Genomic DNA, 24,351 nt, shown 5'->3' with positions numbered 1-24,351 from the left:
ACTGTTCATCCCGTTCAGTCCATGGAAGGCTTCCGATGCCCGCCGATGACAATCCGCTGTTGCAGGCCCATGACCTGCCGCCCTTTTCCCAGATCCAAGCCAGGCACTTCTCACCCGCCCTCGACCAGATCATTGCCGAGAGCCGCGCTCAAGTGGCCGAGATCATCAAGACCCAGACACCGTTTCCCACCTGGGACGACCTCGTGCTGGCGATGGACGAAATCCACGCCCGCTTGAAGAGCTTCGGCTATGTGCTGGAGCGGCTGACCTTGACCCGGACAGGCGACGCCTGGACACAGGCGTCGCTCGACTGTCGCGAACGACTTCACGATTACCAACGGTCGCTGAGGCAAAACCCCGAACTGTTTCACCTCTACCAGCGCTTGGCGAACAGCCAGATCGCCCGGCATTTCTCACCGGCGAGAACAAGAGCGCTGGAAAAGATCCTCCGGGAGCTTCGCCACAATGGCTTCGGCGCTACCGCCCAGGCCGACCTGCAAGACGTGAAACTACGTATCCAGGGCGCCCGCAGCCTATTCATGGAACACCTGCACGAAGCCAATAAAACCTGGAGCAAGACCTTTGACGATGAGGCCCGCTTGATTGGCCTGCCGGCATCTTTCAGACAACGCCTGGCCGACCAGGCCCGTGAAGCCGGGCGCAACGGCTGGTTGCTGACGCTCAATGAGGAATCGTTTCGCGTCGTCACCCGCTACGCTGACGATCGCCTCTTGCGCCGACAGATGTATGTCGCCTACAGCACACGGGCATCGGATCAAGGGCCACTGGCCGGCGTGTTCGACAACGGCGAAGTGCTCGCGCAATTGCTCAGGGATCGTCACCAGTACGCCGCGTTATTGGGCTATTCGAATTACGCGCAAATGGCCATCGAGCCAGAGCAGGCTGAATCGCCGGAACAGGTCATGGCGTTCCTGCACGAGCGGCTCGCACGGCAGCGCCAGGTCTTTACTCGGGACGCCCAGCGACTGGAGGCCTTTGCCGTAACGCAAGGTTTCAGCGGGCTGCAGCCTTGGGACTATCAATACCTGGCCGAAAAGCTGCGGCGGCAAACGGCAGGAGTTTCAGAACAGGCCGCCAGCGCCTGGTTTGCGCTGGAATCGACGTTTTCACAGCTGCTGTTGATCGCCAAGGACCTGTTCGGCGTGGACATCGTTGAACGCCGGGATGTGGCGACCTGGCACCCAGACGTGCGGCTTTTTGAAGTTCGCGAACGGGACGAGACCCTTGGCTACCTCTATTTTGACCCGTTTGAAGTGGCGCACCAGGACGGTTTTCCCAACACCACCACCCTGCGCAACCGCCGCATCACCGCCGAAGGCCGACCGCGTCACCCTATCGCCGTTTTACATGGCTGGTTGCCGCGCGGCTCAGGTACAAATCCCGTGTTGCTGGATCATCGGCAATTGCGAATCCTTTTCCATGAGTTCGGCCACTGCCTGCATCACGTCTTGACCCAGGCCGAATACCGCGACGTTTCGGGCATCACCGAGCTTTCCCGGGATACCGCCGAGTTTGCCGGGGTACTGTTCGAGCAATGGTGCTTTACCAAGCCCTGCCTGCTCCGTGTAGCGAAACATCACCAGACCGGCGAGCCCCTGCCGGACAACATCGCCGATCAGTTGCTGCTTTACCTCAATACCCAGACCAGTTGGGACACCGCACTGTTCTTGCGCGATGCGCTGTTCGACATGGAATTGCACCGCAGCCACGACGACGGACGCACCGCCCAGCAGGTGTTCGATCATGTCAGCGTGCAAATAGGGCATCTGCCGGTATCCGCAAACGAGCGCTGGCCCAATGGCCTGGACTATCTGGTGACTGGCTATGGGGCCGGAATCTATGCCTATGCCTGGTCGAAAGAACTGGCCAGAAACGTGTTCCAGAAGTTCGAACGCGACGGGCTGTTCAATCCAGCAACCGGGCGGGCGCTGCGCGAGATGATTTTCGGGCCGGGCGACTCGCGACCGCTGGCGGAATCGATCCAGGCGTTTCTCGCGCATGACGATCATCGCTCGGGAAGCACCGCCTGAGGGTCCAGGTGATGGGCCATGGTGGTCGAGTTGACCCAACTTTTCAGGGAGCAAAGGGCAAACACACTGGTGCTGCAATCACCGTTCGCCAACGCCACGCGGAGTTTGTCGACATCGGCCTGCATCATGTAGCGCACCCCGTCCTTGAAGTGATGGCTGTCACCGAAGCCACCTTCGGTCATTTCGTTCAGCGCGTCCTCTTTGCTCCAGCCCTGGACCACCACCCGGTACATGGCGGCCACCAACCCGGTGCGGTCCGAGCCATGCTTGCAGTGCATCAACACCGGCCCCTTGGTTTCGGCCGCCTGGACAGCGCGCAGGGCCCTGAGGATGTCGCTGTCGTCGACGTGATTGGTGCGATAGGGCAATTGCACCTGCTCGATGCCGGGGGCGGACAACCAGCGCTGGTCCGACTCCGGCAGGAAGGTGATGACCGTGCCGATCCGGAGCTTGGTCAGCAAGGGCACCGCGCCGCCGTCCGGTAGCGAGCTGCGGTAGAGCGTCGGCGACATCTGGTAGAGGTTGTATTGCTTACCCACTGGCTGCGCCCACTCAGCGGGCCTCGCCTCAGTGGAATCGGCCGCTTGGGCGGGCGCCTCGGCCAGCCCGATGAGCAGGACCAGGCAAAGCAGTGAACGGGAACAGAGCTTGAGCATGCACGGACGACCGAGAACGAAGGGATACGGGAGATGGAGTGTCGGCTCGCTCCGGTTAAAAGCCCGTGAGCGGAACGTCAAAGCGTTGTGAAGGTTGATCCGCTATTTGCGCTGCCGAATGGCACTGGCCTTAATCGAACACAGCGAATACTGTATGTACATACAGCCTACGGAGTACTCCCATGCCAGCCTCCCTTCCACCGCGCGGCCGCGGCACCGCCGCCAACCCGCACAACCGCTTCGCCCCGAGTCGCTCGGTGGTCGAAGATGACGGCTGGTATCAGGAAGTCCCGCCGACCCAGGGCACCGAAGTGCGCATCGAAACGGCGAAGACCATCATTACCCGCAACACCTCATCCGATATCCCGTTCGACCGCTCGATCAACCCGTACCGAGGCTGCGAACACGGTTGCATCTACTGCTATGCGCGGCCCAGCCATGCCTATTGGGACCTGTCGCCAGGGCTGGATTTCGAAACGAAGCTGATCGCCAAGACCAATGCCGCCGACGTGCTGGAAGAGCAATTGTCCCGCCGCGGCTATCAATGCGCGCCGATCGCACTGGGGTCCAACACCGACCCCTATCAGCCTATCGAACGCGAACAACGGATAACCCGCCGGATCCTCGAAGTGCTGCTGCGTTATCGGCATCCGGTGACCATCGTCACCAAGGGCTCGCTGATCCTGCGCGACCTGGACTTGCTAACCGAGCTGGCGCAGCAACGCCTGGTGCATGTAATGATCAGCCTCACCACCCTGGACGATGAGCTCAAGCGTATCCTCGAGCCCCGCGCGGCGGCGCCCAAGGCGCGATTGCGGGCGATCAAGGTCATGCGTGAGGCAGGCATCAACGTGGGTGTGCTCTGCGCACCGATGATCCCGATGATCAACGACAGCGAGATCGAAAGCCTGCTGGCCGAAGCCCACGCCGCCGGCGCGCAGAATGCCGCCTACGTCATGCTGCGCCTGCCGCTGGAAGTCGCGCCGCTGTTCGAGGAGTGGCTGCAGGCGCACTACCCGCAACGCGCCGCCCATGTGCTGAGCCTGGTGCGCCAGAGCCGCGGTGGCGAACTGTACGACAGCCGCTTCGGGGCGCGAATGCGCGGCGAAGGTCCGTTCGCCGACTTGCTGGCCCAGCGATTTGCCAAGGCACTCAAGCGCCTGGGGCTGGAGCGCCGCGACGGCTACAATCTCGATTGCGATGCCTTCTGTCCGCCGGGCCGACAGATGTCGTTGATTTGATTAAAGTTGACTCTGGAAAGGCCACTGGACATGAGCTGCGCCAGTGTTTCGCCACCTCTGGAATCGTTGTCCTAGAGCCTTCGATTTCAGTTTGAGTTAAGTTTCGGCCGCTACCTTGTTCAGCGAGTGACTGACGGGTCGAAGATGTCGACCTGGATGTTTTAGCCACTGGCGTCATACCGTCAAAAGAGGATGAATCATGAGTGACAAGGATAAACAGCCGTTGGCTGCGTCGGCTTCAGCCCAACCTGTGGCGGAAACCGCCGATGCAGCGCTGCAGCATATTGTTGACGGCTTTTTGCATTTCCATCACGAGATCTTTCCCCAGCAGGAAGAACTCTTCAAGAAACTCGCCACCGCCCAGGCGCCCCGGGCGATGTTCATCACCTGCGCCGATTCGCGCATCGTGCCCGAGTTGATCACCCATAGCTCCCCCGGCGACCTGTTCGTGACCCGTAACGTCGGCAACGTCGTTCCACCTTATGGGCAGATGAACGGCGGCGTCTCCACCGCCATCGAATACGCCGTGCTGGCCCTCGGTGTGCAGCACATCATTGTCTGTGGCCATTCCGACTGTGGCGCCATGCGTGCCGTGCTGAACCCGGACACCCTGGAAAAAATGCCCACGGTAAAAGCCTGGCTGCGCCACGCCGAAGTGGCCAAGACCATGGTCCACGACAACTGTCCGTGCGGCGATGAAAAACAGACCATGCCCATCCTCACCGAAGAGAACGTGATCGCGCAGTTGCAGCACTTGCGAACGCATCCCTCGGTCGCATCGCGCATGGCCAGCGGTCAGTTGTTCATCCATGGCTGGGTGTACAACATCGAGACCAGCGAGATCAAAGCCTTTGACGCGGACCAGGGACGTTTCCTGCCGCTCGATGGCAGCCATCCGATACCGGTGGCGACGCCCAAAGCGCGCTTCTAACCACTCCTAATCATCCTTGTGTGGTTCAAGCCTTACCGCTATTTGCGCGGTAGGGCCTCGCCATGCCTGAAGAAACTTCGGGAGAGTCGCCATGCGTGCTGCTCAACTAAAAGCTGTTCTGCCACGGGAGCTATTGGCTTCGGTGGTTGTGTTCCTGGTGGCGCTGCCCCTGTGCATGGGCATTGCCATCGCCTCCGGCCTGCCACCGGCCAAGGGCCTGATTACCGGCATCATCGGTGGTCTGGTAGTCGGTTTCCTGGCCGGCTCGAAGCTGCAAGTCAGCGGCCCGGCCGCCGGGTTGGCGGTGTTGGTCTTCGAATTGGTGCGCCAGCATGGCGTGGCCATGCTCGGGCCAATCCTGTTGCTGGCCGGTCTCCTGCAATTGCTGGCCGGGCGCTTTCGCCTGGGCTGCTGGTTCCGGGTCACCGCACCTGCCGTGGTGTACGGGATGCTCGCCGGTATCGGCGTGCTGATCGTGTTGTCCCAGGTCCATGTCATGCTCGACGCCGCGCCCAAGCCGTCAGGGCTGGATAACCTGGCGGCGTTCCCGGCGGCAGTGGCCCAGGCATTGCCGTCCTTCGGCTGGCAGGCCGGCCTGCTCGGTCTGTCGACGATTGCGGTGATGTGGCTGTGGGAAAAGCTTCGCCCCCACAGCCTGCGCTTCATTCCGGGCGCCTTGCTGGGTGTGGGCCTGGCGACCGTCGCCAGCCTGATGCTGGCCTTGCAGGTCAAGCGCGTGGAGGTTCCGGAGAACCTGGCCGAAGCCATTGATTGGCTGCGCCCGGCGGACCTGCTGAACCTGGCTGATCCGACGCTGCTGATCGCCGCGTTCGCGGTCGCCTTCATCGCCAGCGCCGAAACCTTGTTGTCGGCAGCCGCCGTGGATCGCATGCACAGCGGCGAGCGTGCGGACTTCGACCGGGAACTGTCGGCGCAAGGCATCGGCAACATGCTCTGCGGCCTGCTCGGCGCCTTGCCAATGACCGGGGTGATCGTGCGCAGCTCAGCCAACGTCCAGGCCGGCGCCACCACGCGGATGTCGACGATTTTCCACGGCCTGTGGTTGCTGCTGTTCGTGCTGTTGCTGTCCAGCGTGCTGCAAAGCATTCCGGTGGCGAGCCTGGCGGGTGTGCTGGTCTACACCGGTTTCAAACTGGTGGACCTCAAGGCGTTTCGAAGCCTGGGCCGTTATGGCCGGATGCCGATGTTTACCTACGCCGCGACGGCGCTGGCGATCATCTTCACCGACCTGCTGACGGGTGTGCTGATCGGCTTCGGCCTGACCCTGGTGAAACTGGCCTGGAAAGCCTCGCGCCTGAAAATCAGCCTGATCGACCTGCCCCAGGAAGGCGAGATGGAACTGCGACTGGTCGGGGCCGCCACCTTCCTCAAAGTGCCGGCGCTGACCCAAGTGCTGGGCACCATCCCGACGGGCGCGACCGTGCATGTGCCGCTCAATAACCTGAGCTACATCGATCACTCGTGCCTGGAGTTGCTGGAAGAATGGGGCCGGGCGAATGCCAGCAAGGGGTCGAAGCTGCTGATCGAATCCCGCGGGCTCAAGCGCCGGTTGGAAGGGCGGTTGCGGACTACCGTAGGGGTGGGTGCAGCGGCGGGGTAATCCACAGCCCTTGTGGGAGCGAGCCTGCTCGCGATGGCGGTGGATCAGTCGACATCAATGTTGAATGTCCAACCGCTATCGCGAGCAGGCTCGCTCCCACAGGATTTTGCGGTGAACACAATGATTGTGAACACCCTCAGGGGTTGTGTGTTTCAGCAGGATCAAGCCGCCGGCTGATCCAGCTCCAGCCCAACGCCCAACTGGCGCGACAGGCAAGGCCAGCGCTTCCAGGCCGCGCCCGTGTCCGGGCTGCCGAGTTTCTCCCGGTAAGACTCCACCGACTCCAGCGCAAAGCTGTCTTCGTCGAGCATTTCATCCACGGCGTGATGCACGGCTTCGTCCAGCTGGTTGGCGAACGGTTCGCCGATCAGGTGGTGAGCGATCAGGTTGGCGACCGTCATGTCCAGCGGGATCAGCGGCTGGCTGAAGTGCTTGATGTACAAATCGTTCACCTCCTCCACCAACCGGTGGGCCAGGTAGGCCTCGTCCAGCAGGCTGTCCAGGCCCACGTGGCCCTCCATCAACTTCGGTGGCTGCAGGAAAAACTGTTCGGCGATTTTCAGCACGGGCTTGATCTGCGATTCGATCCCGGCTTCGCGGGCCACCTCGTTGGCGGCGTCCAGCAGGTCCGGCACTTGCTCGATGTAAGCGGTGACAAAACGGGTCATGACGCCCTTCGCGTCGATGTCTGGCAATTGGATCGCGGCATGCAGATGCGGTAACTGGGCCTCCAGCTGACGGGTCAATTGGCCGGTCTCGGCTTCGTGTTGTTGGGCTTTTTGGATCTGCTCGCGCAATGCGGCGGTGTTCATGACAACTCCAGGAAACAAAGGCAATGAAATAGGGAAGACATAACTTAGCTGGCGCAAAAACACTCCTAAGACCTATTTTTCATAACCGCCTCATCCTTGCTGCGTCACAGTTATATCGGTTTGCCATCACACAGTTCGCATCCTTCTCCATTCGTGGGCTCTAGCGCAAGCCCCGGCTGTTTCAAACGATTTACGCCATCGCGTTGCGAGGTTGCAGGTGCTGTCTATACTCGGTTTGGAATGGAGTTAGCTGATGACACCCGATTGCATGTGCAGCAAGGCGCGGCGAGTCAATTAAGCAGTCTGAATAGCCGATCCCTTGCCGCAGGCTTTACGCCTACGGGATAACAAGAACGATAAGGGGAACCCGCAATGACGCGACATCCACACGTATGGATGGGCCTCCTGTTGTGGTCGATTTTCAGTCAGGCGCAAGCGGCCTGGACTGTGAATATGGCGCCTGGAGCGACACAGATCAGCAACGCAGTGTTCGACCTGCACATGACCATCTTCTGGATCTGTGTGGTCATCGGCATCATCGTCTTCGGCGCCATGTTCTGGTCGATGATGATGCACCGCCGCTCAACCGGCCAGAATGCCGCGCACTTCCACGAAAACACCCGCGTCGAAATCCTCTGGACCATCGTGCCCTTCGTGATCCTGGTGCTGATGGCGATTCCTGCCACCGCGACCCTGATCAAGATGTACGACTCCAGTGAGTCGGACATCGATATCCAGGTCACCGGCTACCAGTGGAAGTGGCACTACAAGTACCTGGGCCAGGACGTCGAGTTCTTCAGCAATCTGGCGACCCCCGCCGAACAGATCCATAACCAGAGCGCCAAGGGCGAGCACTACCTGCTGGAAGTCGACAAGCCGCTGGTGCTGCCGGTCGATGCCAAGGTGCGTTTTCTGGTGACGTCCGCCGACGTGATCCACTCCTGGTGGGTGCCGGCCTTCGCGGTCAAGCGCGATGCAATCCCCGGGTTCGTCAACGAAGCCTGGACCCGCGTCGACAAGCCCGGCCTGTACCGCGGCCAATGCGCCGAGCTGTGCGGCAAGGACCACGGCTTCATGCCGATCGTGGTGGAGGTCAAGAGCAAGCCCGACTACGAGAAATGGCTCGGTGAACGCAAGGCCGAAGCCGCGCAGCTGAAAGAGCTGACCAGCAAGGAATGGACCCGCGAAGAACTCGTCGAGCGTGGCGACAAGGTCTATCACACCACCTGCGTGGCCTGTCACCAGGCCGAAGGCCAGGGCTTGCCGCCGATGTTCCCGGCGCTCAAGGGCTCGAAGATCGCCACCGGACCGATCAAGGATCACCTGAACATCGTCTTCCACGGCAAACCCGGCACCTCCATGGCCGCCTTTGGTAAACAGTTGTCGGAAGTCGATATCGCCGCGGTCGTGACCTATGAACGCAACGCCTGGGGCAACAACAAGGGCGACATGGTGACGCCTAAAGAAGTGCTGGAACTCAAACAGGCAGAAAGCCAATGAGCCGGCCTGACGATCGTTCTCGCAACCGGTCGGGGCTCAGCGCCCCGGGCCGCCCAGCCCACTCGTTCGAAGGAGACAGGACATGAGTGCTGTGATCGATGACCACGGTCATGCCGACCACGCCCACGGCCCCGCCAAGGGCCTGATGCGCTGGGTACTGACCACCAACCACAAGGATATCGGCACGCTGTACCTGTGGTTCGCCTTCTCGATGTTCCTGTTGGGCGGCTCGTTCGCCATGGTGATCCGCGCCGAGCTGTTCCAGCCCGGCCTGCAGATTGTCCAGCCGGAATTTTTCAACCAGATGACCACCATGCACGGCCTGGTGATGGTCTTCGGCGCGGTGATGCCGGCGTTCGTCGGCCTTGCCAACTGGATGATCCCGCTGATGATCGGCGCGCCGGACATGGCCTTGCCGCGCATGAACAACTTCAGTTTCTGGCTGTTGCCGGCGGCGTTCCTGATGTTGGTGTCGACGCTGTTCACTCCGGGGGGCGGGCCGAACTTCGGCTGGACCTTCTATGCGCCACTCTCAACCACCTATGCGCCGGAAAGCGTGACGTTCTTCATCTTCGCCATCCACCTGATGGGCATCAGCTCGATCATGGGCGCGATCAACGTGGTCGCCACCATCCTCAACCTGCGTGCCCCCGGCATGACCCTGATGAAAATGCCGCTGTTCGTCTGGACCTGGCTGATCACCGCGTTCCTGCTGATCGCGGTGATGCCGGTGCTGGCCGGCTGCGTGACGATGATGCTGATGGACATCCACTTCGGCACCAGCTTCTTCAGTGCCGCCGGTGGCGGTGACCCGGTCTTGTTCCAGCACGTGTTCTGGTTCTTCGGCCACCCCGAGGTGTACATCATGATCCTGCCGGCCTTCGGTGCGGTCAGCTCGATCATCCCGGCGTTCTCGCGCAAGCCGCTGTTCGGCTACACCTCGATGGTCTACGCCACGGCCGCCATTGCGTTCCTGTCGTTCATCGTCTGGGCGCACCACATGTTCGTGGTCGGCATCCCGCTGGTGGGCGAGCTGTTCTTCATGTACGCCACCCTGCTGATCGCCGTGCCCACCGGGGTGAAGGTGTTCAACTGGGCCAGCACCATGTGGCAAGGCTCGCTGACCTTCGAGACGCCGATGCTGTTCGCCGTGGCGTTCGTGATCCTGTTTTCCATCGGCGGTTTCTCCGGGCTGATGCTGGCCATCGCCCCGGCGGACTTCCAGTACCAGGACACCTACTTCGTGGTCGCCCACTTCCACTATGTGCTGGTGCCCGGCGCGATCTTCGGGATCTTCGCCTCGGCCTACTACTGGCTGCCGAAATGGACCGGCCACATGTACGACGAAACCCTCGGCAAGCTGCACTTCTGGCTGTCCTTCATCGGCATGAACATGGCGTTCTTCCCGATGCACTTCGTCGGCCTGGCGGGCATGCCCCGGCGGATTCCCGACTACAACCTGCAGTTCGCCGACTTCAACATGGTCTCGTCCATCGGCGCGTTCATGTTCGGCACCACGCAGATCTTCTTCCTGTTCATCGTGATCAAGACCATCCGCGGCGGCGAGCCGGCACCAGCCAAGCCGTGGGATGGGGCCGAAGGGTTGGAGTGGAGCGTGCCGTCGCCGGCGCCGTATCACACGTTTACTACGCCGCCGGAAGTGAAATGAACACCGCAGCTTTTGTGGGAGCGAGCCTGCTCGCGATAGATGCGACTCGGTGTGTCAGACATACCGCCATCGCGAGCAGGCTCGCTCCCACAGGGCTCGGTGCAAGGAGCTGCATCCATGGCTGATTCGATTTCGCTGAAGAAACTGGTCACCCGCCTGCTGCTAGTGGTGGTGGCCATGTTCATCTTCGGGTTTGCCCTGGTGCCGATCTACGACGTGATGTGCAAGGCGTTCGGTATCAACGGCAAGACCGGCGGGCAGTACGAAGGCGAGCAGGTCGTCGATGAGTCACGGCAGGTGCGCGTGCAGTTCCTGTCGACCAATGCCGTGGACATGGTTTGGGATTTCTACCCCAAGGGCGACCAATTGGTGGTCAAGCCCGGGGCAGTCAACGAGATGGTGTTCGTCGCCCACAACCCCACCGACCGGCCGATGAGCGCCCAGGCGGTGCCGAGCATCTCGCCGAGCACGGCGGCGGCGTATTTCCACAAGACCGAATGTTTTTGTTTTACCCAGCAAGTGCTGCAACCCGGCGAACGCATCGAAATGCCCATGCGCTTCATCGTTGACCGGGACATGCCCAAGGAAGTGAAGCATCTGACGCTGTCCTACACGCTGTTCGACATCACCGCTCGTCATCCACCGGTGGCTCTAAACACTGACCGATAGCGTGCCCGATAAGGAGAACAATAAATGGCAACTCACGAACACTATTACGTTCCGGCCCAGAGCAAATGGCCGATCATCGCCACGGTCGGGATGTTCGTCACGGTGTACGGCCTGGCGACCTGGTTCAACGACCTGAAGGCGGCGCGCCCGGAATCCCACGGCCCGCTGATCTTCTTCGTCGGCGGCCTGCTGGTGGCCTACATGCTGTTCGGCTGGTTCGGCGCGGTGATCAAGGAAAGCCGCGCCGGGCTGTACAGCGCCCAGCTCGACCGCTCGTTCCGCTGGGGCATGAGCTGGTTCATCTTTTCCGAAGTGATGTTCTTCATCGCCTTCTTCGGTGCGCTGTTCTACGTGCGCACGATCTCCGCGCCGGGCTTGGCCGGTGAAGGCAGCAAGGGCTTGTCGGAGATGCTCTGGCCGAACTTCGAATACGTCTGGCCGTTGTTGAACAACCCCGATCCCAAACTCTTCCCGCCGCCCAAGGATGTGATCAGCCCTTGGGGCTTGCCGCTGCTCAACACCATCCTGCTGGTCAGTTCCAGCGTCACCGTGACCATCGCCCACCACGCGCTGAAAAAAGGCCATCGCGGCGCGCTGAAAATCTGGCTGGCGATCACCGTGCTGCTGGGGTGCGCCTTCCTGGGCTTCCAGGCCGAGGAATACATCCACGCCTATAAAGAGCTGGGCCTGACGTTGGGCTCGGGGATCTACGGCGCGACGTTCTTCATGCTCACGGGCTTCCACGGCGCCCACGTCACCATCGGCACGATCATTTTGTTCGTGATGCTGATGCGCATCATGCGCGGGCACTTCGACAACGAGCATCAGTTCGGCTTCGAGGCGGCGAGCTGGTATTGGCACTTCGTCGATGTGGTGTGGATCGGCTTGTTCTTCTTCGTCTACATCCTCTGAGGCAGCCGTTATCAGGGCGGCTCTTTACCAAGGAGCATGCGACACCAACTGGCCGCTGAAAAAACCCCAGGCAATCAAGCCGACGGTGACAGCGGCCAAGGCGACACGAATCGCCAGGGCGATGACCAGGCGATTGGAACTGCTGTCGTCCTTGACCAGAAAAAACAGGCCGCTGAACAGGCTGGCAACCGTGGCGATCAGCATCAGGGCGATGGCTGCTTTAAGCATTAGGGACACTCCGGGGGGACGCGATGCACGTGAGTATAGCTATCCCGATGAACCGCTTTCGGGCGACGCCATGAAAGGCTTCCGGCCAGGCATCGTGCCGTCATTGGTGGTGGCCGTGCTGGTGCCGATGATGGTGTGCCTGGGGTTCTGGCAATTGAGCCGGGGCGAGCAGAAGCGTGTGCTCATGGACACTTACGCCGAGCGCCGCGTGGCGCCGCCGATGGACAGCGCCGAGCTGGCGCACACCGCCGACCCGGCCTTTCGACCGGTCACGCTGCAAGGCCAGTTCGACGCCGAGCACAGCATCCTGCTGGACAACCGCCAACACGACGGCAAGGTCGGCGTCGAGTTGCTGCAACCGTTCCTCGACCACCGCACCGGGCTCTGGCTGCTGGTCAATCGCGGTTGGCTGCCGTGGCCAGACCGGCGCACGCCGCCAGTGTTCACCACGCCGGAACAACCGGTGAGCCTTCAGGCCTGGGTCTATGTCGCACCGGGCGCGACGTTCCAGCTCCACGCCGACCCGGCCGGCGCGCCCTGGCCGCGACTGGTCACCGCCATCGAACCGGACAAGCTCTGGGCCGACCTCGACCGCAACGGCTTCGCCTATGAATTACGCCAACAAAGCGGCCCTGGCGCCTACCGGACCGATTGGCCGGTGGTGGCCATGGGGCCGGAAAAACACCTCGGTTATGCCGTGCAGTGGTTCGCCATGGCGGCGGCGCTGTTCGGCCTGTTCCTTTATCTCGGATGGCACAACGCAGGGAGACACCATGGGAAGCACCATGAATCCAACCAACACGTCTGAGGCGCCTGCGGTGCCTAACCGTCGCAAGGGCCGCGTGCAATTGCTGCTGATCGTGCTCGGGGTGATCGGCCCGATGATCCTCGCCACCGGCATGTACAAGTTCCAGTTCTGGGTGCCCGACAGCCGCAGCTACCACGGCGAACTGATCGGCAACGGCCAGACCCGCGCCGAGATTGGTGTGCAGGCCGATGAACAGCGCTGGCAGATCCTCGTCACGGCGCCGCAGGAATGTTCGGTGGATTGCCGACAACTGGTGTACCTGGCCCGCCAAGTCCAGATCGGCCTCGGTCGCGAAGCCGGCCGCGCCAGCCATGCCCTGGCGATCGCACAACCGCTGGACGCCGAGTACGACGCCCAACTGCAGCGCGAATACCCACAACTGCAACGCTATCCACTGGACATGCCGGCGTATCAGAAAGGCGCCCAAGGCTCCGGCGGCGCCCAACTGTGGATCATCGATCCCCACAGCAACCTGGTGCTGCGCTACGACGCCCGGGTCAAGGGCAAGGACCTGCTCAACGACCTGCGCCATCTGCTGAAACTGTCGAACATCGGATGAGGGCATCGACATGGCCAAACCTGGATTTCGCCTCGCGCTGTTTGCCACGCTGCTGGCACTGATCGTCGTCCTGCTGGGCGCCTATACCCGGCTCACCCACGCCGGCCTCGGTTGCCCGGACTGGCCCGGTTGCTACGGTTTCATCAGCGTGCCCAAGAGCGAAGCCCAACTGGCCCATGCCGAACTTCACTTTCCCGACACCCCGGTGGAAGCCCACAAAGGCTGGAACGAGATGGTCCATCGCTACTTTGCCGGGGCCCTGGGGCTGATGATTACCGTGCTGGCCGCCCGGGCCTGGATGAACCGTCGCCACCCCGGTTTGCCGTTGAAACTGCCGCTGTTCCTGCTCGCCGTGGTCTTCGCCCAAGCGGCGTTCGGTATGTGGACCGTGACCCTCAAGCTTTGGCCGCAGGTGGTCACCGGCCATTTGCTGGGCGGGTTCGCGACGTTGAGCCTGCTGTTCCTGCTGACGCTGAGATTGTCTGGCGTATTACCCGCGCTGACCGTGCCCAAGCGCCTGCAACATTGGGCCACCGCCGGACTGCTGTTGGTGATCGGCCAGATCGCCTTGGGCGGTTGGGTCAGCTCCAACTATGCCGCCGTGGCCTGCATCGACTTCCCCACCTGCCACGGCCAATGGCTGCCACCGGCCGATTTCGCCAATGGCTTCCACCTGACCCAGCACATCGGCCCCAACTACCTGGGCGGGCAACTGGACAGCGACGCCCGCACCGCCATCCACCTGACCCACCGCATCGGCGCCTTGCTGGTGACGGTGGTGCTGCTGGGGCTGGCCTGGCAGTTGAAGAGCGTCGGCATGACCCGGCTCGCCGGGCTGGTGCTGGCTGCATTGGCGGCGCAGATCACCCTTGGCATCAGCAACGTGCTGTTCCATCTGCCCTTGCCGGTGGCCGTCGCCCACAACGCCGGGGGCGCCGCATTGCTGCTGACCCTGGTGCTGGTCAACTATCACGCCCGTACCAGCCTGGTCCGGGTCAAGCATCAGGTCCCGCTGCGCTGGCGGTTCAACCCGCATAAACACAGCGTCAGCCCTATAACAATAAAAGGAGAGATGCCATGGCAACCTTGACCGGTGAACGCCACAGCCAAGCGATCTGGCGCGATTACCTGGAGCTGACCAAGCCGAAAGTGGTGGTGTTGATGCTGATCACCTCGCTGGTCGGCATGTTCCTCGCCACCCGTGCCGGCGTGCCGTGGACGGTGCTGGTGTTCGGCAACCTCGGCATCGCCCTGTGTGCCGGCGGCGCGGCGGCGGTCAACCACGTGGTGGACCGGCGCATCGATGCAGTGATGGCGCGCACCCATAAGCGACCTTTGGCCGAGGGCCGGGTCTCGCCAGCCGCCGCCCTGACCTTCGCCCTGGCCCTGGCCGTGGCCGGCCAAGCCATGCTGCTGGCGTTCACCAACCCGCTGACGGCCTGGCTGACCCTCGCCTCGTTGCTGGGGTACGCGGTGGTCTATACCGGTTTCCTGAAACGGGCAACGCCACAGAACATCGTCATCGGCGGTCTCGCCGGCGCCGCGCCGCCCCTGCTGGGCTGGGTCGCGGCCACCGGTCATGTCAGCGCCGAACCGCTGTTGCTGGTGCTGATCATCTTCGCCTGGACCCCGCCCCACTTCTGGGCCCTGGCGATTCACCGCAAGGAGGAATACGCCAAGGCCGACATCCCGATGCTGCCAGTGACCCACGGCGAGCACTACACCAAGATCCATATCCTGCTGTACACCCTGGTGCTGCTGGCGGTGAGCCTGATGCCGTTCGTGATCCAGATGAGCGGGATGCTCTACCTGATTTGTGCCCTGGTACTGGGCGCCCAGTTCCTGCAATGGGCCGTGGTGTTGTACCGTGGCAGTCGGCCGCACGCGGCGATCAACACCTTCAAGTACTCTATCTGGTACTTGTTCCTACTGTTCATCGCCCTGCTTGTAGATCACTACTTACTGTTGAGCCTATGACTCGAACCCAGAAAACCGTCTTCATCCTCGCGGCCGTGATCGCAGTGATCCTCGGCCTGACCATCAATAAAGTGCTTTCCAGCAAAGGCCAGGGCGACCCGACCGCGCTGATCGACGCCGGTATCATCCTGCTCCCGCAAAGCCGCAACCTGCCGGACGTGAAAATGACCGACCAGGATGGCCAGCCCGTGGCGATGGACGGGTTGAAAGACAAATGGAGCCTGCTGTTCTTCGGCTACACCTTCTGCCCGGACATCTGCCCAACCACCCTCGCCCAACTGCGCCAGATCAAAAGCGAACTGCCGCCCGAGGCTGTGGCCAAGTTGCAGATCGTACTGGTGAGCGTCGACCCGAACCGCGACACGCCCAAGCAACTCAAGCAGTACCTGGGTTACTTCGACCCGCAATTCAAAGGCCTGACTGCCGCTTCGGTGGAAGACCTGCAGAAACTGGCGAATGCGGTGAGCATCCCGTTCATCCCGGCGGACACCAGCAAACCCAACTACACGGTTGATCACAGCGGCAACCTCGCCGTGATTGGCCCGGACGGCACCCAACGTGGGTTTATTCGGGCGCCGTTGAATAATCAGAAGCTGGTGGCGCAGTTGCCGGAGATGCTCAAGCGTAAATAACGGGCGCACCCGTTGTAGCGTGGGGACTCGCCCCACCTGTAGGAGCTGACGAGTGAAACGAGGCTGCGATCTTGCCCCAGACAATTGAGTCATGAGTGAAAGATCAAAATCAAAAGATCGCAGCCTCGTTTCACTCGACAGCTCCTACCAGCCCCTACCAGCGCCTGCCAATCCAGTTGTTTCAGGAACACCGTCATTTCCGCTAGATAGCTATCGCGAGCAAGCCCCCTCCCACCCCGGACGGTGGTGAACACAGTCTCCGCCCCCCCCCAATCCCCTGTGGGAGCGAGCTTGCTCGCGATGACGCACGCCCAGACAACCCCGTGGCGAGGGAGCTTGCTCCCGCTCGGCTGCGCAGCAGCCGCAAAACCGGACAATGCAGTTTGCCTGGAAAAATGCAGGGGCCTGCTGCGCAGGCCAGCGGGAGCAAGCTCCCTCGCCACGGAGGGTTGGGTTCCCCTCTTCAGTCTCGATATTCCAAGCCTTCCTCAAATGAATATTTAGAAATCAACAGTCCCCGAAAACTTCACCAACCGCGGATCACCCTGCGAGAGGTAGCCGCCGTTCGCCGAGGCCCAATAGTTCTTATCGGTAATGTTTTCCACATTGACGCGCAACGTCAGGTCTTTCTCCACGAATTTCATCTTATAACGTGCGCCGGCGTCGAAACGGTTCCAGGTCGGCAAGCTCAAGTTGTTAGCCTGATCAGCGTACTGTCCGCCAGTGCGCAACATCCTCGCGCTGAGCGCGGCACCTTCGATACCCGGCACATCCCAATCCACGCTGGCATTGAGCTGAAACGTTGGCACGCCAATGGCGTGGTTGCCATCGTTGAGGCCGCCTGCGGTGTTTTTGAGTTCGGACGTCATGCGGGTACCGCCGGCCATCAACCGGAGGCCTTCGATGGGCTCGCCGAAAACGCTGATCTCCAGTCCTTTGTTGACCTGCTCACCATCACGCACATAGAGGTTCTGCGCGTTGTCGACGTAACCATCGGACGGTTTCTCGATGCGGAAAACACCCACGTTGGCGCCGAAGGTTTGCATGTCCAGCTTGATGCCCGCTTCCAACTGTTTTGTGCGGCCAGGGGGAAAGGCTTGGCCCAGGTTCGTAATGCCTGTACCGGACGCCACGGGCCCTTTGGCAAGGCCTTCGATTCGGTTGGCGTAGAGCGACACGCTTTCCACAGGCTTGTAGACGATGCCGTAGACCGGCGTGGTAACGGCTTCATCGTAGAGCGTGCTACGGCTGCCATCGTTTGCTGGATTGGCGACACCGTTTGAAGTGGTGCCATCGTACTTATAGTTTTCGACACGCAACTGCTGACGACGGACACCGTAAGTGACCAGCAATTTGTCATCGAACAAGCCCACCGTGTCGGAAATCGCCAGGCTACGGTTGCGGGTTTTGCCGGTCACCCCGGGATCGCCCATTTCACCGCCGGTGCTGGACACCGCAGTCGGCTTGGGAAGCTTCGGGGTGTCGTAAATATTGCTGTTGCCGGTAACAGAGCGATAGAACGTGTAGGCGTTTTCCTGCTCGGTCCAGATCGTTGAGCCGCCGATCGCAACCTGGTGAGAAACAGGGCCCGTGTCAAAGCGCCCGTTCAACCCTCCACTGAACGTTGTGTTGTCTTCATTGTGAGGAATTTCCGAGCCACCGATCGTAGCCACGCCGTTATTGCCGACCAGTGTTGGTGTGGCGTACACCCCAGTTTCTCGGGTGTGCTTTACACCGCCAGCCAGGTAGGCGGTCCAGTTTTCGTTCAAATCCCAATCGCCACGAACCATGCCGAAGGTGTCTTCGGTTTCGGAGTAAGTCCAATCCTGGCCAAAATTGTGGCTCGCGTGCGGAGCCGTGGGAATGCGGGTGGCGCTGCCGATATTCACCGAGTTACGCAGGCCGTTGATACGCTGTTTCTGATAGCCGAAATCGGTGGAAACGCGGAAATCATCACCTCGATAGTCCAAGCCCGCCACGAACAACTTTGTCCGCTGGTCCTGGTTGTCGATCGCTGTTTCACCTTCCCGCTGGCTCAGATTCAACCGGGCACCAAAGCGGTTATCTTCGCCGAATCGCTGCCCGATATCCAAATGCTCGCCAATGCGGCCATCGGTGCTGATGTCCTGGGTATAACGACGAGTCGGGACATCCCCTGCGCGTTTGGGCTGCAAGTTGACGCCGCCCCCAAGCCCCGAGCCCGTCGGACTGACACCGTTGATAAACGCGTTCGGGCCTTTGAACACTTCGACACGCTCGATCGCATCCGTCGACAGGATTTGACGGGGTAAAACGCCATACAGCCCGTTATAGGAAATGTCGTCGCTGGCAAGCGGCAGGCCTCGAATCACGAACACCTGGGATTGGTTACCAAACCCATAGGACTGACGCACCGACGGATCATTGAGCAGCACATCGCCCACGTCTTCAGCTTGTTGATCTTCAATCAACTGCGAGGTGTAACTGGTCATCACGAACGGGACATCCATATTGTCCTGATTACCCAGCACCCCCATCTGGCCTCCGCTCGCCACCTGACCGCCCGCGTAGGGCGCTGGTAGTGTGTTGGAGTTGGGTTTGATCGCATCGGCAGTCACGTCGGTCACGCCCAATTCAATAGGCTCTGCCGCCTGGGCAAGAAAACTGACTGAGCAGCACATAGCAAGCAAGGTAAGGCGAGATGGAAATAGCATGAAGTGAATACCTACGGAAACGGGAAGCCAATGCCGCTAATGCTAATGATTCGCAGATGGATTATCCATACCAATGGCTCGTTGCCATAAACATTTGGACAGCGGTTTGGTCAGCCCAGACAGCCCCCGTGGCGAGGGAGCTTGCTCCCGCTCGACTGCGCAGCAGTCGCAAAAAAGGGCGATGCGGTTTGCCTGGAGGAATGCAGGGGCCTGCTGCGCAGGCCAGCGGGAGCAAGCTCCCTCGCCACAGGGGTTAGTGTCGAGCCGAACATCCAGCCCAACGCCACCCTGTGGGGAGCTTGCTCGCGAAAGCGGCGGGTCAGCTAGCTTCAATATTGAATGTGCCACCCTCTTCGCGAGCAAGCTCGCTCCCACACCGGGCAGCGGTGAACACAGTATCTGCAACAGCCCCGATTCCCTGTGGGAGCGAGCCTGCTCGCGATGACGCCAGCCCAGACACCGCCCGTGGCGAGGGAGCTTGCTCCCGCTCGGCTGCGCAGCAGTCGCAAAACCAGGCGGTGCGGTTTGCCTGGAGATTTCCCCAACAAAAAAACCCGACGTTTTGCGTCGGGTTTTTGGTTCTTCTCGAAGAGCCGCTTTACGTGGTCATCCTTTTGAACTGCCTTGTGCCGCTTCAATAATCAGCTCTGCAACTTTCTGCGGATTGGACGTCATCACCACATGGGAAGCCCCTTGAACGGTAACGGTCTTTTTTGAGCCGGCGCGTTCGGCCATGAACTTCAGGGCCGCCTCGGGGATGTTCTTGTCCGCCGAGCCGTAGATGAACCAGGACGGCAGTTTTTTCCAGGCCGGGTCGCCAGACGCTTCCTTCAATGCCGCCTCGCTGATGGGGCGTTGGGTCGCGGCCATCAGGGCGGAGTCCGCCGCTGGGACGTCGGCGGCAAACTGTTGGCCGAATTTGTCCTGCTGGATGTAGAGATCCTTATTGCCGTCGTCCAACTGCACCGGAGCCGCCAAGGTCGGTCCAAGGGTGCCGCCAGGGTAGCGACCGGACAGTTCGATGGCGGTTTCGCCTTTGTCCGGCGCGAAGGCCGCGACGTAGACAAGCCCCTTGACCTTGGGGTTGTTATGCACGGCGTTAGTGATCACGGCGCCGCCGTAGGAATGACCCACCAGGATCACCGGGCCGGCGGTTTGCTCGACGATATCGGCGACATAATCGGCGTCCTGCTTCACGCCCCGCAGCGGGTTGGCCGCGGCAACGACCGGATAACCCTGGGTCAGCAATTGGGCAGCAACGCCATTCCAGCTGGACGATTCGGCGAAGGCGCCATGCACCAGCACGATGGTGGGCTTGGTGGCGTCGGGTTGCGCGGCGGTTGCGTTTTGAACGGATGTCAGTGCCAGCGCAGCGGTGATGGTAACGGCCAACAGCGATTTGATAGTGAGCATGATCATTCCTTTTTTCATTGATTAGTGGGGTGACGCTGCAGCGATGGGTTCACTTGGCCAGGAAGTCCAACAGATCCTGGTTGAGGCGGTCCTTGTGGGTGTCGGTCAGGCCGTGGGGCGCACCCGGATAGACGATCAACTCGGCGTTCTGCACCCGCTCGGCGGCGGCATGGGCGGAGGCGTCGATGGGGACGATCTGGTCGTCGTCGCCATGTACGATCAGTGTCGGTACATCGAACTTGGCCAGGTCGGCGCGGAAGTCTGTCGCCGAGAACGCCGCGATGCAGTCATAGGTGTTTTTGTGGCCCGCTTGCATGCCCTGCACCCAGAACGAATCGATCAACCCCTGGGAGACGTTCGCCCCGTCGCGGTTGAAGCCGAAGAACGGGCCAGACGCGATGTCGCGATACAGCTGCGAGCGGTTGTCCAGCGAGGCCTTGCGCAGGCCGTCGAACACCTCGATCGGCAGGCCGCCTGGGTAGTCTTCAGTCTGGAGCATCATCGGCGGAACGGCGCTGATCAGTGCGGCCTTCTTCACCCGATCGGTGCCGTGGCGGCCGATGTAGCGGGTGATTTCCCCACCGCCGGTCGAGAAACCCACCAGGGTGACGTCGTTAAGGTCCAGGGTGTTGATCACAGCGGCCAGGTCATCGGCATAGTGATCCATGTCGTTGCCTTCCCACGGCTGGCTGGAACGGCCATGGCCGCGGCGGTCGTGGGCGATGACCCGATAGCCTTGGTCCGCCAGGAACAGCATCTGCGATTCCCAGCTATCCGAGTTCAGCGGCCAGCCGTGGCTGAAGGTGACAACTGGCCCATCTTTCGGACCCCAGTCCTTGTAATAGAGCTGTACGCCGTCCGGGGTGGTGATGTAGCTGGCTGCTTGAGCGCGGGAGGACTGGGTATTCATGGCAAGATCTCCTTAGGTCAGGGCTCGCCACCGGGGATCCGATGGCGACTTGATGGGGAGCATTCTTGCAGCGGCATGTATACCGGAAATGTTCGACACCCGGCCGTTATGCGTTGTTTTGAGTCTGTAGATGCGCTGGATACAGTGGCTTACAAATGCATGCCACTGGTCCTGACGTTCAGCCAGCGCGGCCTACTGATCGCCGCCGAAGTCGAGGGTCACGCAAAGCCCGCCGCCGTCGCGGTTGCGCAGGCTCAGCGTTCCACCAATCGCGACGGTCAACTGCTGGGCGATGGCAAGGCCCAAACCGGTGCCGCCAGAGCTGCGGTTGCGTGAGCTTTCCACCCGATAGAACGGCTTGACCACCTCGGCCAGGATCTCCTCGGGAATGCCCGGCCCTCGGTCAAGCACACTGATGGAAACGCCGGTGCTCGCATGGCCGCCGATTTCCACCTCGGCGGTGCCGGCGTACTTCAGCGCGTTATCCACCAGATTCACCAGAATACGCCGCAGGGCATGGGGCCTAGTCTCGATGATCGCGCCGTTCTGGCCGCGCAGGCTGACCTCGCGGCCGGTGTCCTGGTAATCGCACACCAGGCTGTCGAGAAAAGAATCCAGGCTGATGCGGCAACTGGTCTCCGTCGCACCATGGACACTGCGCGCATACGCGACACCCTCGCGCACCAGGTGCTCGATTTCGTTCAGGTCGTTGCCCAGTTTGTCTTTCTCGACCGAGTCGTCCATGAACTCGGCGCGCAGCTTCATGCGCGTGATGGGCGTCTGCAAGTCATGGGAAATCGCCGCGAGCAATTGCATGCGCTCTTTCAGGTAAGCGGCAATGCGTGCCTGCATGCTGTTGAAGGCGCGGGCGGCGTAGGCCACTTCCCGTGGACCGGTTTCATCCAACGGCACGGGATGGGCGTTCGGGTCCAGGTTCTCGACCGCCTCGGCCAGGCGACTGAGCGGGCGTATGGCGATGCGCACGGCCAGCCAGGTGCAGCCGATCATCAACAGCAACTGACCGAACAGGACAAAGGGCAACCAGGGCGACAACGGCCTGACCGAGGGGCGCACATCGATGGTCACCGGGCTGCCGTCAGCCAGTCGCACCTGGGCTTGGAAATGCTGGCGCGGCTCCGGGATCTCGACAAAGGTCAGGTCATAATTGCTGCCCAGCGCGACTTGCAGGGATTGCGCCGCCGTCGCCGCGAGATCGTTGGAGGTGAGCGGAATGCCGGGATCGTGTTCCCGCAGCAAATAATCATAGTTGCGACGCTGCAGGCGTTTGGTCCATGCCAGGCGCTCGTCGGCGGGCAGGCGGTCGAGGATGGCGATGGAGGTCGCTGTGTCGTGCTCGAAGTTGCCCAACATCGCCGTCTTGGTGCTTTCGTAGCGTTCGTAGTACTGGGCTGCGAAGGTCAAGGCCTGGGCGAGAATCAGACCGACCAGGAACACCAGCCACAGCCGCGAGGCCAGCGTGCGAGGCCATTGCAACGCGAGTTTCATGCCTGCTCCTCAAGCATTTCCACCGCAAAGGTAAAGACGTAGCCTTCATTGCGCACCGTCTTCAAGTAGAGCGGTTCGCGGGCGTCATCCAGCAAGCGCTGGCGCACGCGGCTGACCAGCAGATCGATGGAACGGTCGAAGATGTCCGCGTCACGGCCCTGCGTCAGGTTGAGCAATTGGTCGCGGCTCAGCACCCGCTGAGGATGATCGAGAAAGACCCGCAGCAGCCTGTATTCGGCGCCACTCAGCGAGACCAGCGTGTCGTCTTCATCGAGCAGATGGCGGGCGGTGGTGTCGAGGCGCCAGCGGCCGAACTTGAGCATGCGGCCGCTTTCGCTGACAACAAAGTTGGGCGGCAGCATGCGGGTGCGCCGCAGCACCGCGTTGATGCGCGCCAGCAGCTCCCGGGCCGCGAAAGGTTTCGCCAGGTAATCATCGGCGCCCATTTCCAGGCCAATGATGCGGTCGGTCTCGTCGCTGCGAGCCGTCAGCATCAGCACGGGCGTCGCCTTATGCTTGCCGGCGCGCAGCTCGCGGCACAACAGCAGCCCGTCATCCCCCGGCATCATGATGTCGAGCACGATCAGGTCCACCTGATTGGCTTCGAGAAAGGCCCGCATCTGACGACCATCGGCGACCACCGTGGTGCGCAGGCCATTCTTCACCAAGTAGTTGCCGACCAGCTCCCTGATTTCCCGATCATCATCCACGATCAATACGTGATCGACATGTTCCATGCCCTGCTCTCCGAAATGCGCGCATCGATTGCGCAGTGTGACGATGCCCGGTTGCCGGTTGGCTACGCACCGTGCGTTCAGCTTATCCAGCCTTGAATCAAGCCAGAGCGAAGCGAAAACAGTGGCGATTGTATCGATCTGTATCGCTATTCACCTCAGATACGTACGCATCCAATCACGGCGTTTTTCGACATAGCCGGGATACCTCACGGGCTTTTAATGAGCGCCATCGAGACAACAAGCATCGCCTCGACGACGCCATCGAACTCATTGAAGGGAAACGACCATGAACCTGAAAACCATCGCTACCGCTTGCCTGATCACCGCCCTGAGCGCCGGCGCATTACCCGCCTTGGCCCAGGACAAAGCAGCCAGCGAAAGCTATTCCTACGGCACCCACCTGGACATCGACAAAGTGATCTCGCTGACTGAAGACAGTGGCCAGACCTGCGGGTTGGTGAACGCGCAAATCACCTACCTTGATTCGATGGGAGAGGAGAAAGCCCTGACGTATCTCAAGCACGGGGCCAACTGCAACAATCAAGGGGGCTGAGGGGTGGCTCAGGGGTGGCGATCCGGTTTTTTCAGGAACGCCCTCATTTTCGCAGATAGCTATCGCAAGCGAGCTAGCTCGCATTCTGATCAGGAGGTGAGTTCGATTTCCCTGGCTACCGCAAATCCCCTGTGGGAGCGGGCTTGCTCGCGAATACGGTGGGTCAGCTTGCATCAATGTTGAATGTGCCGACGCCTTCGCGAGCAAGCCCGCTCCCACACTTTTTCGGTGGTGTTCATCAATACTGTGTGCCACACAAAACCCTGTGGGAGC

At 61.2% G+C, this 24,351-nt stretch carries 22 protein-coding genes; 14 read left to right on the top strand and 8 right to left on the bottom strand.

The genetic code is table 11. The annotated features are described in order from the left end of the window. The first annotated feature begins 35 nt into the window (after positions 1 to 35). Complete coding sequence (locus tag AD659_RS28485; protein ID WP_053127008.1) at positions 36 to 2,051, top strand: M3 family metallopeptidase; 2,016 nt, start codon at positions 36 to 38, stop codon at positions 2,049 to 2,051. On the opposite strand, the gene AD659_RS28480 is transcribed toward AD659_RS28485, so the two are convergent. Further along, positions 2,027 to 2,707, bottom strand: coding sequence for a phosphatase domain-containing protein (locus AD659_RS28480; RefSeq protein WP_053127006.1), 681 nt, complete (start codon positions 2,705 to 2,707; stop codon positions 2,027 to 2,029). The two genes, AD659_RS28485 and AD659_RS28480, sit on opposite strands and share 25 nt — an antisense overlap. Positions 2,708 to 2,889: 182 nt before the next feature. Here AD659_RS28480 and AD659_RS28475 point away from each other — a divergent pair, with 182 nt between their 5' ends. The 3 genes from AD659_RS28475 to AD659_RS28465 all read left to right on the top strand — a co-directional run bounded on the left by AD659_RS28475 (position 2,890) and on the right by AD659_RS28465 (position 6,500). Then, on the top strand, positions 2,890 to 3,948 hold the full coding sequence (locus tag AD659_RS28475) for a PA0069 family radical SAM protein (RefSeq protein ID WP_053127004.1): 1,059 nt from the start codon (positions 2,890 to 2,892) through the stop codon (positions 3,946 to 3,948). Between the two features lie 199 nt (positions 3,949 to 4,147). Continuing rightward, positions 4,148 to 4,879, top strand: coding sequence for a carbonic anhydrase (locus AD659_RS28470; protein WP_053127002.1), 732 nt, complete (start codon positions 4,148 to 4,150; stop codon positions 4,877 to 4,879). 91 nt (positions 4,880 to 4,970) lie between these two features. Then, positions 4,971 to 6,500 carry a SulP family inorganic anion transporter gene (locus AD659_RS28465; protein WP_053127000.1) on the top strand — a complete coding sequence of 510 codons (1,530 nt, stop codon included), beginning with the start codon at positions 4,971 to 4,973 and terminating at the stop codon, positions 6,498 to 6,500. A 161-nt stretch (positions 6,501 to 6,661) separates the two neighbouring features. Here AD659_RS28465 and AD659_RS28460 read toward each other — a convergent pair whose 3' ends face one another. Continuing rightward, positions 6,662 to 7,312 (bottom strand): hypothetical protein, encoded by a 651-nt coding sequence (locus AD659_RS28460; RefSeq protein ID WP_014335872.1) that lies wholly within the window; start codon positions 7,310 to 7,312, stop codon positions 6,662 to 6,664. A 372-nt stretch (positions 7,313 to 7,684) separates the two neighbouring features. On the opposite strand from AD659_RS28460, the gene coxB reads away from it, so the two are divergent. From coxB to AD659_RS28440, 4 genes are all read left to right on the top strand, one after another. After that, on the top strand, positions 7,685 to 8,812 hold the full coding sequence (gene coxB / locus AD659_RS28455) for a cytochrome c oxidase subunit II (protein ID WP_053126998.1): 1,128 nt from the start codon (positions 7,685 to 7,687) through the stop codon (positions 8,810 to 8,812). 82 nt (positions 8,813 to 8,894) lie between these two features. Beyond that, positions 8,895 to 10,481: a cytochrome c oxidase subunit I gene (gene ctaD / locus AD659_RS28450; RefSeq protein ID WP_053126996.1), complete on the top strand. Its 1,587-nt coding sequence runs from the start codon at positions 8,895 to 8,897 to the stop codon at positions 10,479 to 10,481. A gap of 117 nt (positions 10,482 to 10,598) precedes the next feature. Next, positions 10,599 to 11,150 carry a cytochrome c oxidase assembly protein gene (locus tag AD659_RS28445; protein WP_053126995.1) on the top strand — a complete coding sequence of 184 codons (552 nt, stop codon included), beginning with the start codon at positions 10,599 to 10,601 and terminating at the stop codon, positions 11,148 to 11,150. A gap of 24 nt (positions 11,151 to 11,174) precedes the next feature. Continuing rightward, positions 11,175 to 12,062: a cytochrome c oxidase subunit 3 gene (locus AD659_RS28440; RefSeq protein ID WP_030139146.1), complete on the top strand. Its 888-nt coding sequence runs from the start codon at positions 11,175 to 11,177 to the stop codon at positions 12,060 to 12,062. 24 nt (positions 12,063 to 12,086) lie between these two features. Here the strand turns inward: AD659_RS28440 and AD659_RS28435 are convergent, their stop codons facing one another. Beyond that, positions 12,087 to 12,290: a twin transmembrane helix small protein gene (locus tag AD659_RS28435; RefSeq protein WP_053126992.1), complete on the bottom strand. Its 204-nt coding sequence runs from the start codon at positions 12,288 to 12,290 to the stop codon at positions 12,087 to 12,089. 70 nt (positions 12,291 to 12,360) lie between these two features. On the opposite strand from AD659_RS28435, the gene AD659_RS28430 reads away from it, so the two are divergent. Genes AD659_RS28430 through AD659_RS28410 form a run of 5 tightly spaced genes read left to right on the top strand, consistent with a single transcriptional unit; the run spans position 12,361 to position 16,266 of the window. Next, positions 12,361 to 13,098, top strand: coding sequence for an SURF1 family protein (locus AD659_RS28430; RefSeq protein WP_053126990.1), 738 nt, complete (start codon positions 12,361 to 12,363; stop codon positions 13,096 to 13,098). Further along, positions 13,064 to 13,657 (top strand): hypothetical protein, encoded by a 594-nt coding sequence (locus AD659_RS28425; protein ID WP_053126988.1) that lies wholly within the window; start codon positions 13,064 to 13,066, stop codon positions 13,655 to 13,657. Before AD659_RS28430 ends, AD659_RS28425 begins: the two co-directional genes overlap by 35 nt. 10 nt (positions 13,658 to 13,667) lie before the next feature. Then, entirely contained in the window at positions 13,668 to 14,747 is a 1,080-nt protein-coding gene (locus tag AD659_RS28420; RefSeq protein WP_053126986.1) for a COX15/CtaA family protein, read from the top strand. After that, a complete protein-coding gene (cyoE, locus tag AD659_RS28415; protein WP_053126984.1) occupies positions 14,735 to 15,634 on the top strand; it encodes a heme o synthase in 900 nt (299 codons plus the stop codon). The genes AD659_RS28420 and cyoE overlap by 13 nt, the downstream gene beginning before the upstream one ends. Then, positions 15,631 to 16,266 (top strand): SCO family protein, encoded by a 636-nt coding sequence (locus AD659_RS28410; protein ID WP_053126982.1) that lies wholly within the window; start codon positions 15,631 to 15,633, stop codon positions 16,264 to 16,266. Before cyoE ends, AD659_RS28410 begins: the two co-directional genes overlap by 4 nt. A gap of 500 nt (positions 16,267 to 16,766) precedes the next feature. Here AD659_RS28410 and AD659_RS28400 read toward each other — a convergent pair whose 3' ends face one another. From AD659_RS28400 to AD659_RS28380, 5 genes are all read right to left on the bottom strand, one after another. After that, a complete protein-coding gene (locus tag AD659_RS28400; RefSeq protein WP_053126978.1) occupies positions 16,767 to 18,959 on the bottom strand; it encodes a TonB-dependent receptor in 2,193 nt (730 codons plus the stop codon). A 606-nt stretch (positions 18,960 to 19,565) separates the two neighbouring features. Then, complete coding sequence (locus AD659_RS28395; protein WP_153043968.1) at positions 19,566 to 20,378, bottom strand: alpha/beta fold hydrolase; 813 nt, start codon at positions 20,376 to 20,378, stop codon at positions 19,566 to 19,568. A 43-nt stretch (positions 20,379 to 20,421) separates the two neighbouring features. Then, positions 20,422 to 21,282 (bottom strand): alpha/beta fold hydrolase, encoded by an 861-nt coding sequence (locus tag AD659_RS28390; protein WP_053126974.1) that lies wholly within the window; start codon positions 21,280 to 21,282, stop codon positions 20,422 to 20,424. Between the two features lie 192 nt (positions 21,283 to 21,474). Further along, positions 21,475 to 22,788, bottom strand: a complete 1,314-nt coding sequence (locus AD659_RS28385) for an ATP-binding protein (RefSeq protein WP_053126971.1) — start codon at positions 22,786 to 22,788, stop codon at positions 21,475 to 21,477. Continuing rightward, a complete protein-coding gene (locus AD659_RS28380; RefSeq protein WP_018600898.1) occupies positions 22,785 to 23,525 on the bottom strand; it encodes a response regulator in 741 nt (246 codons plus the stop codon). Before AD659_RS28380 ends, AD659_RS28385 begins: the two co-directional genes overlap by 4 nt. Before the next feature lie 286 nt (positions 23,526 to 23,811). Here AD659_RS28380 and AD659_RS28375 point away from each other — a divergent pair, with 286 nt between their 5' ends. Beyond that, the gene (locus AD659_RS28375) at positions 23,812 to 24,078 is read left to right on the top strand and encodes a DUF2790 domain-containing protein (RefSeq protein ID WP_053126969.1); all 267 of its coding nucleotides are present in this window, start codon (positions 23,812 to 23,814) and stop codon (positions 24,076 to 24,078) included. Positions 24,079 to 24,351 lie beyond the last annotated feature (273 nt).

It is taken from the genome of Pseudomonas thivervalensis (assembly GCF_001269655.1).
Lineage (GTDB): Bacteria > Pseudomonadota > Gammaproteobacteria > Pseudomonadales > Pseudomonadaceae > Aquipseudomonas > Aquipseudomonas thivervalensis.
Note: the sequence above shows the minus strand (reverse complement) of the source record. Positions and strands in the feature narration are given on the sequence as shown.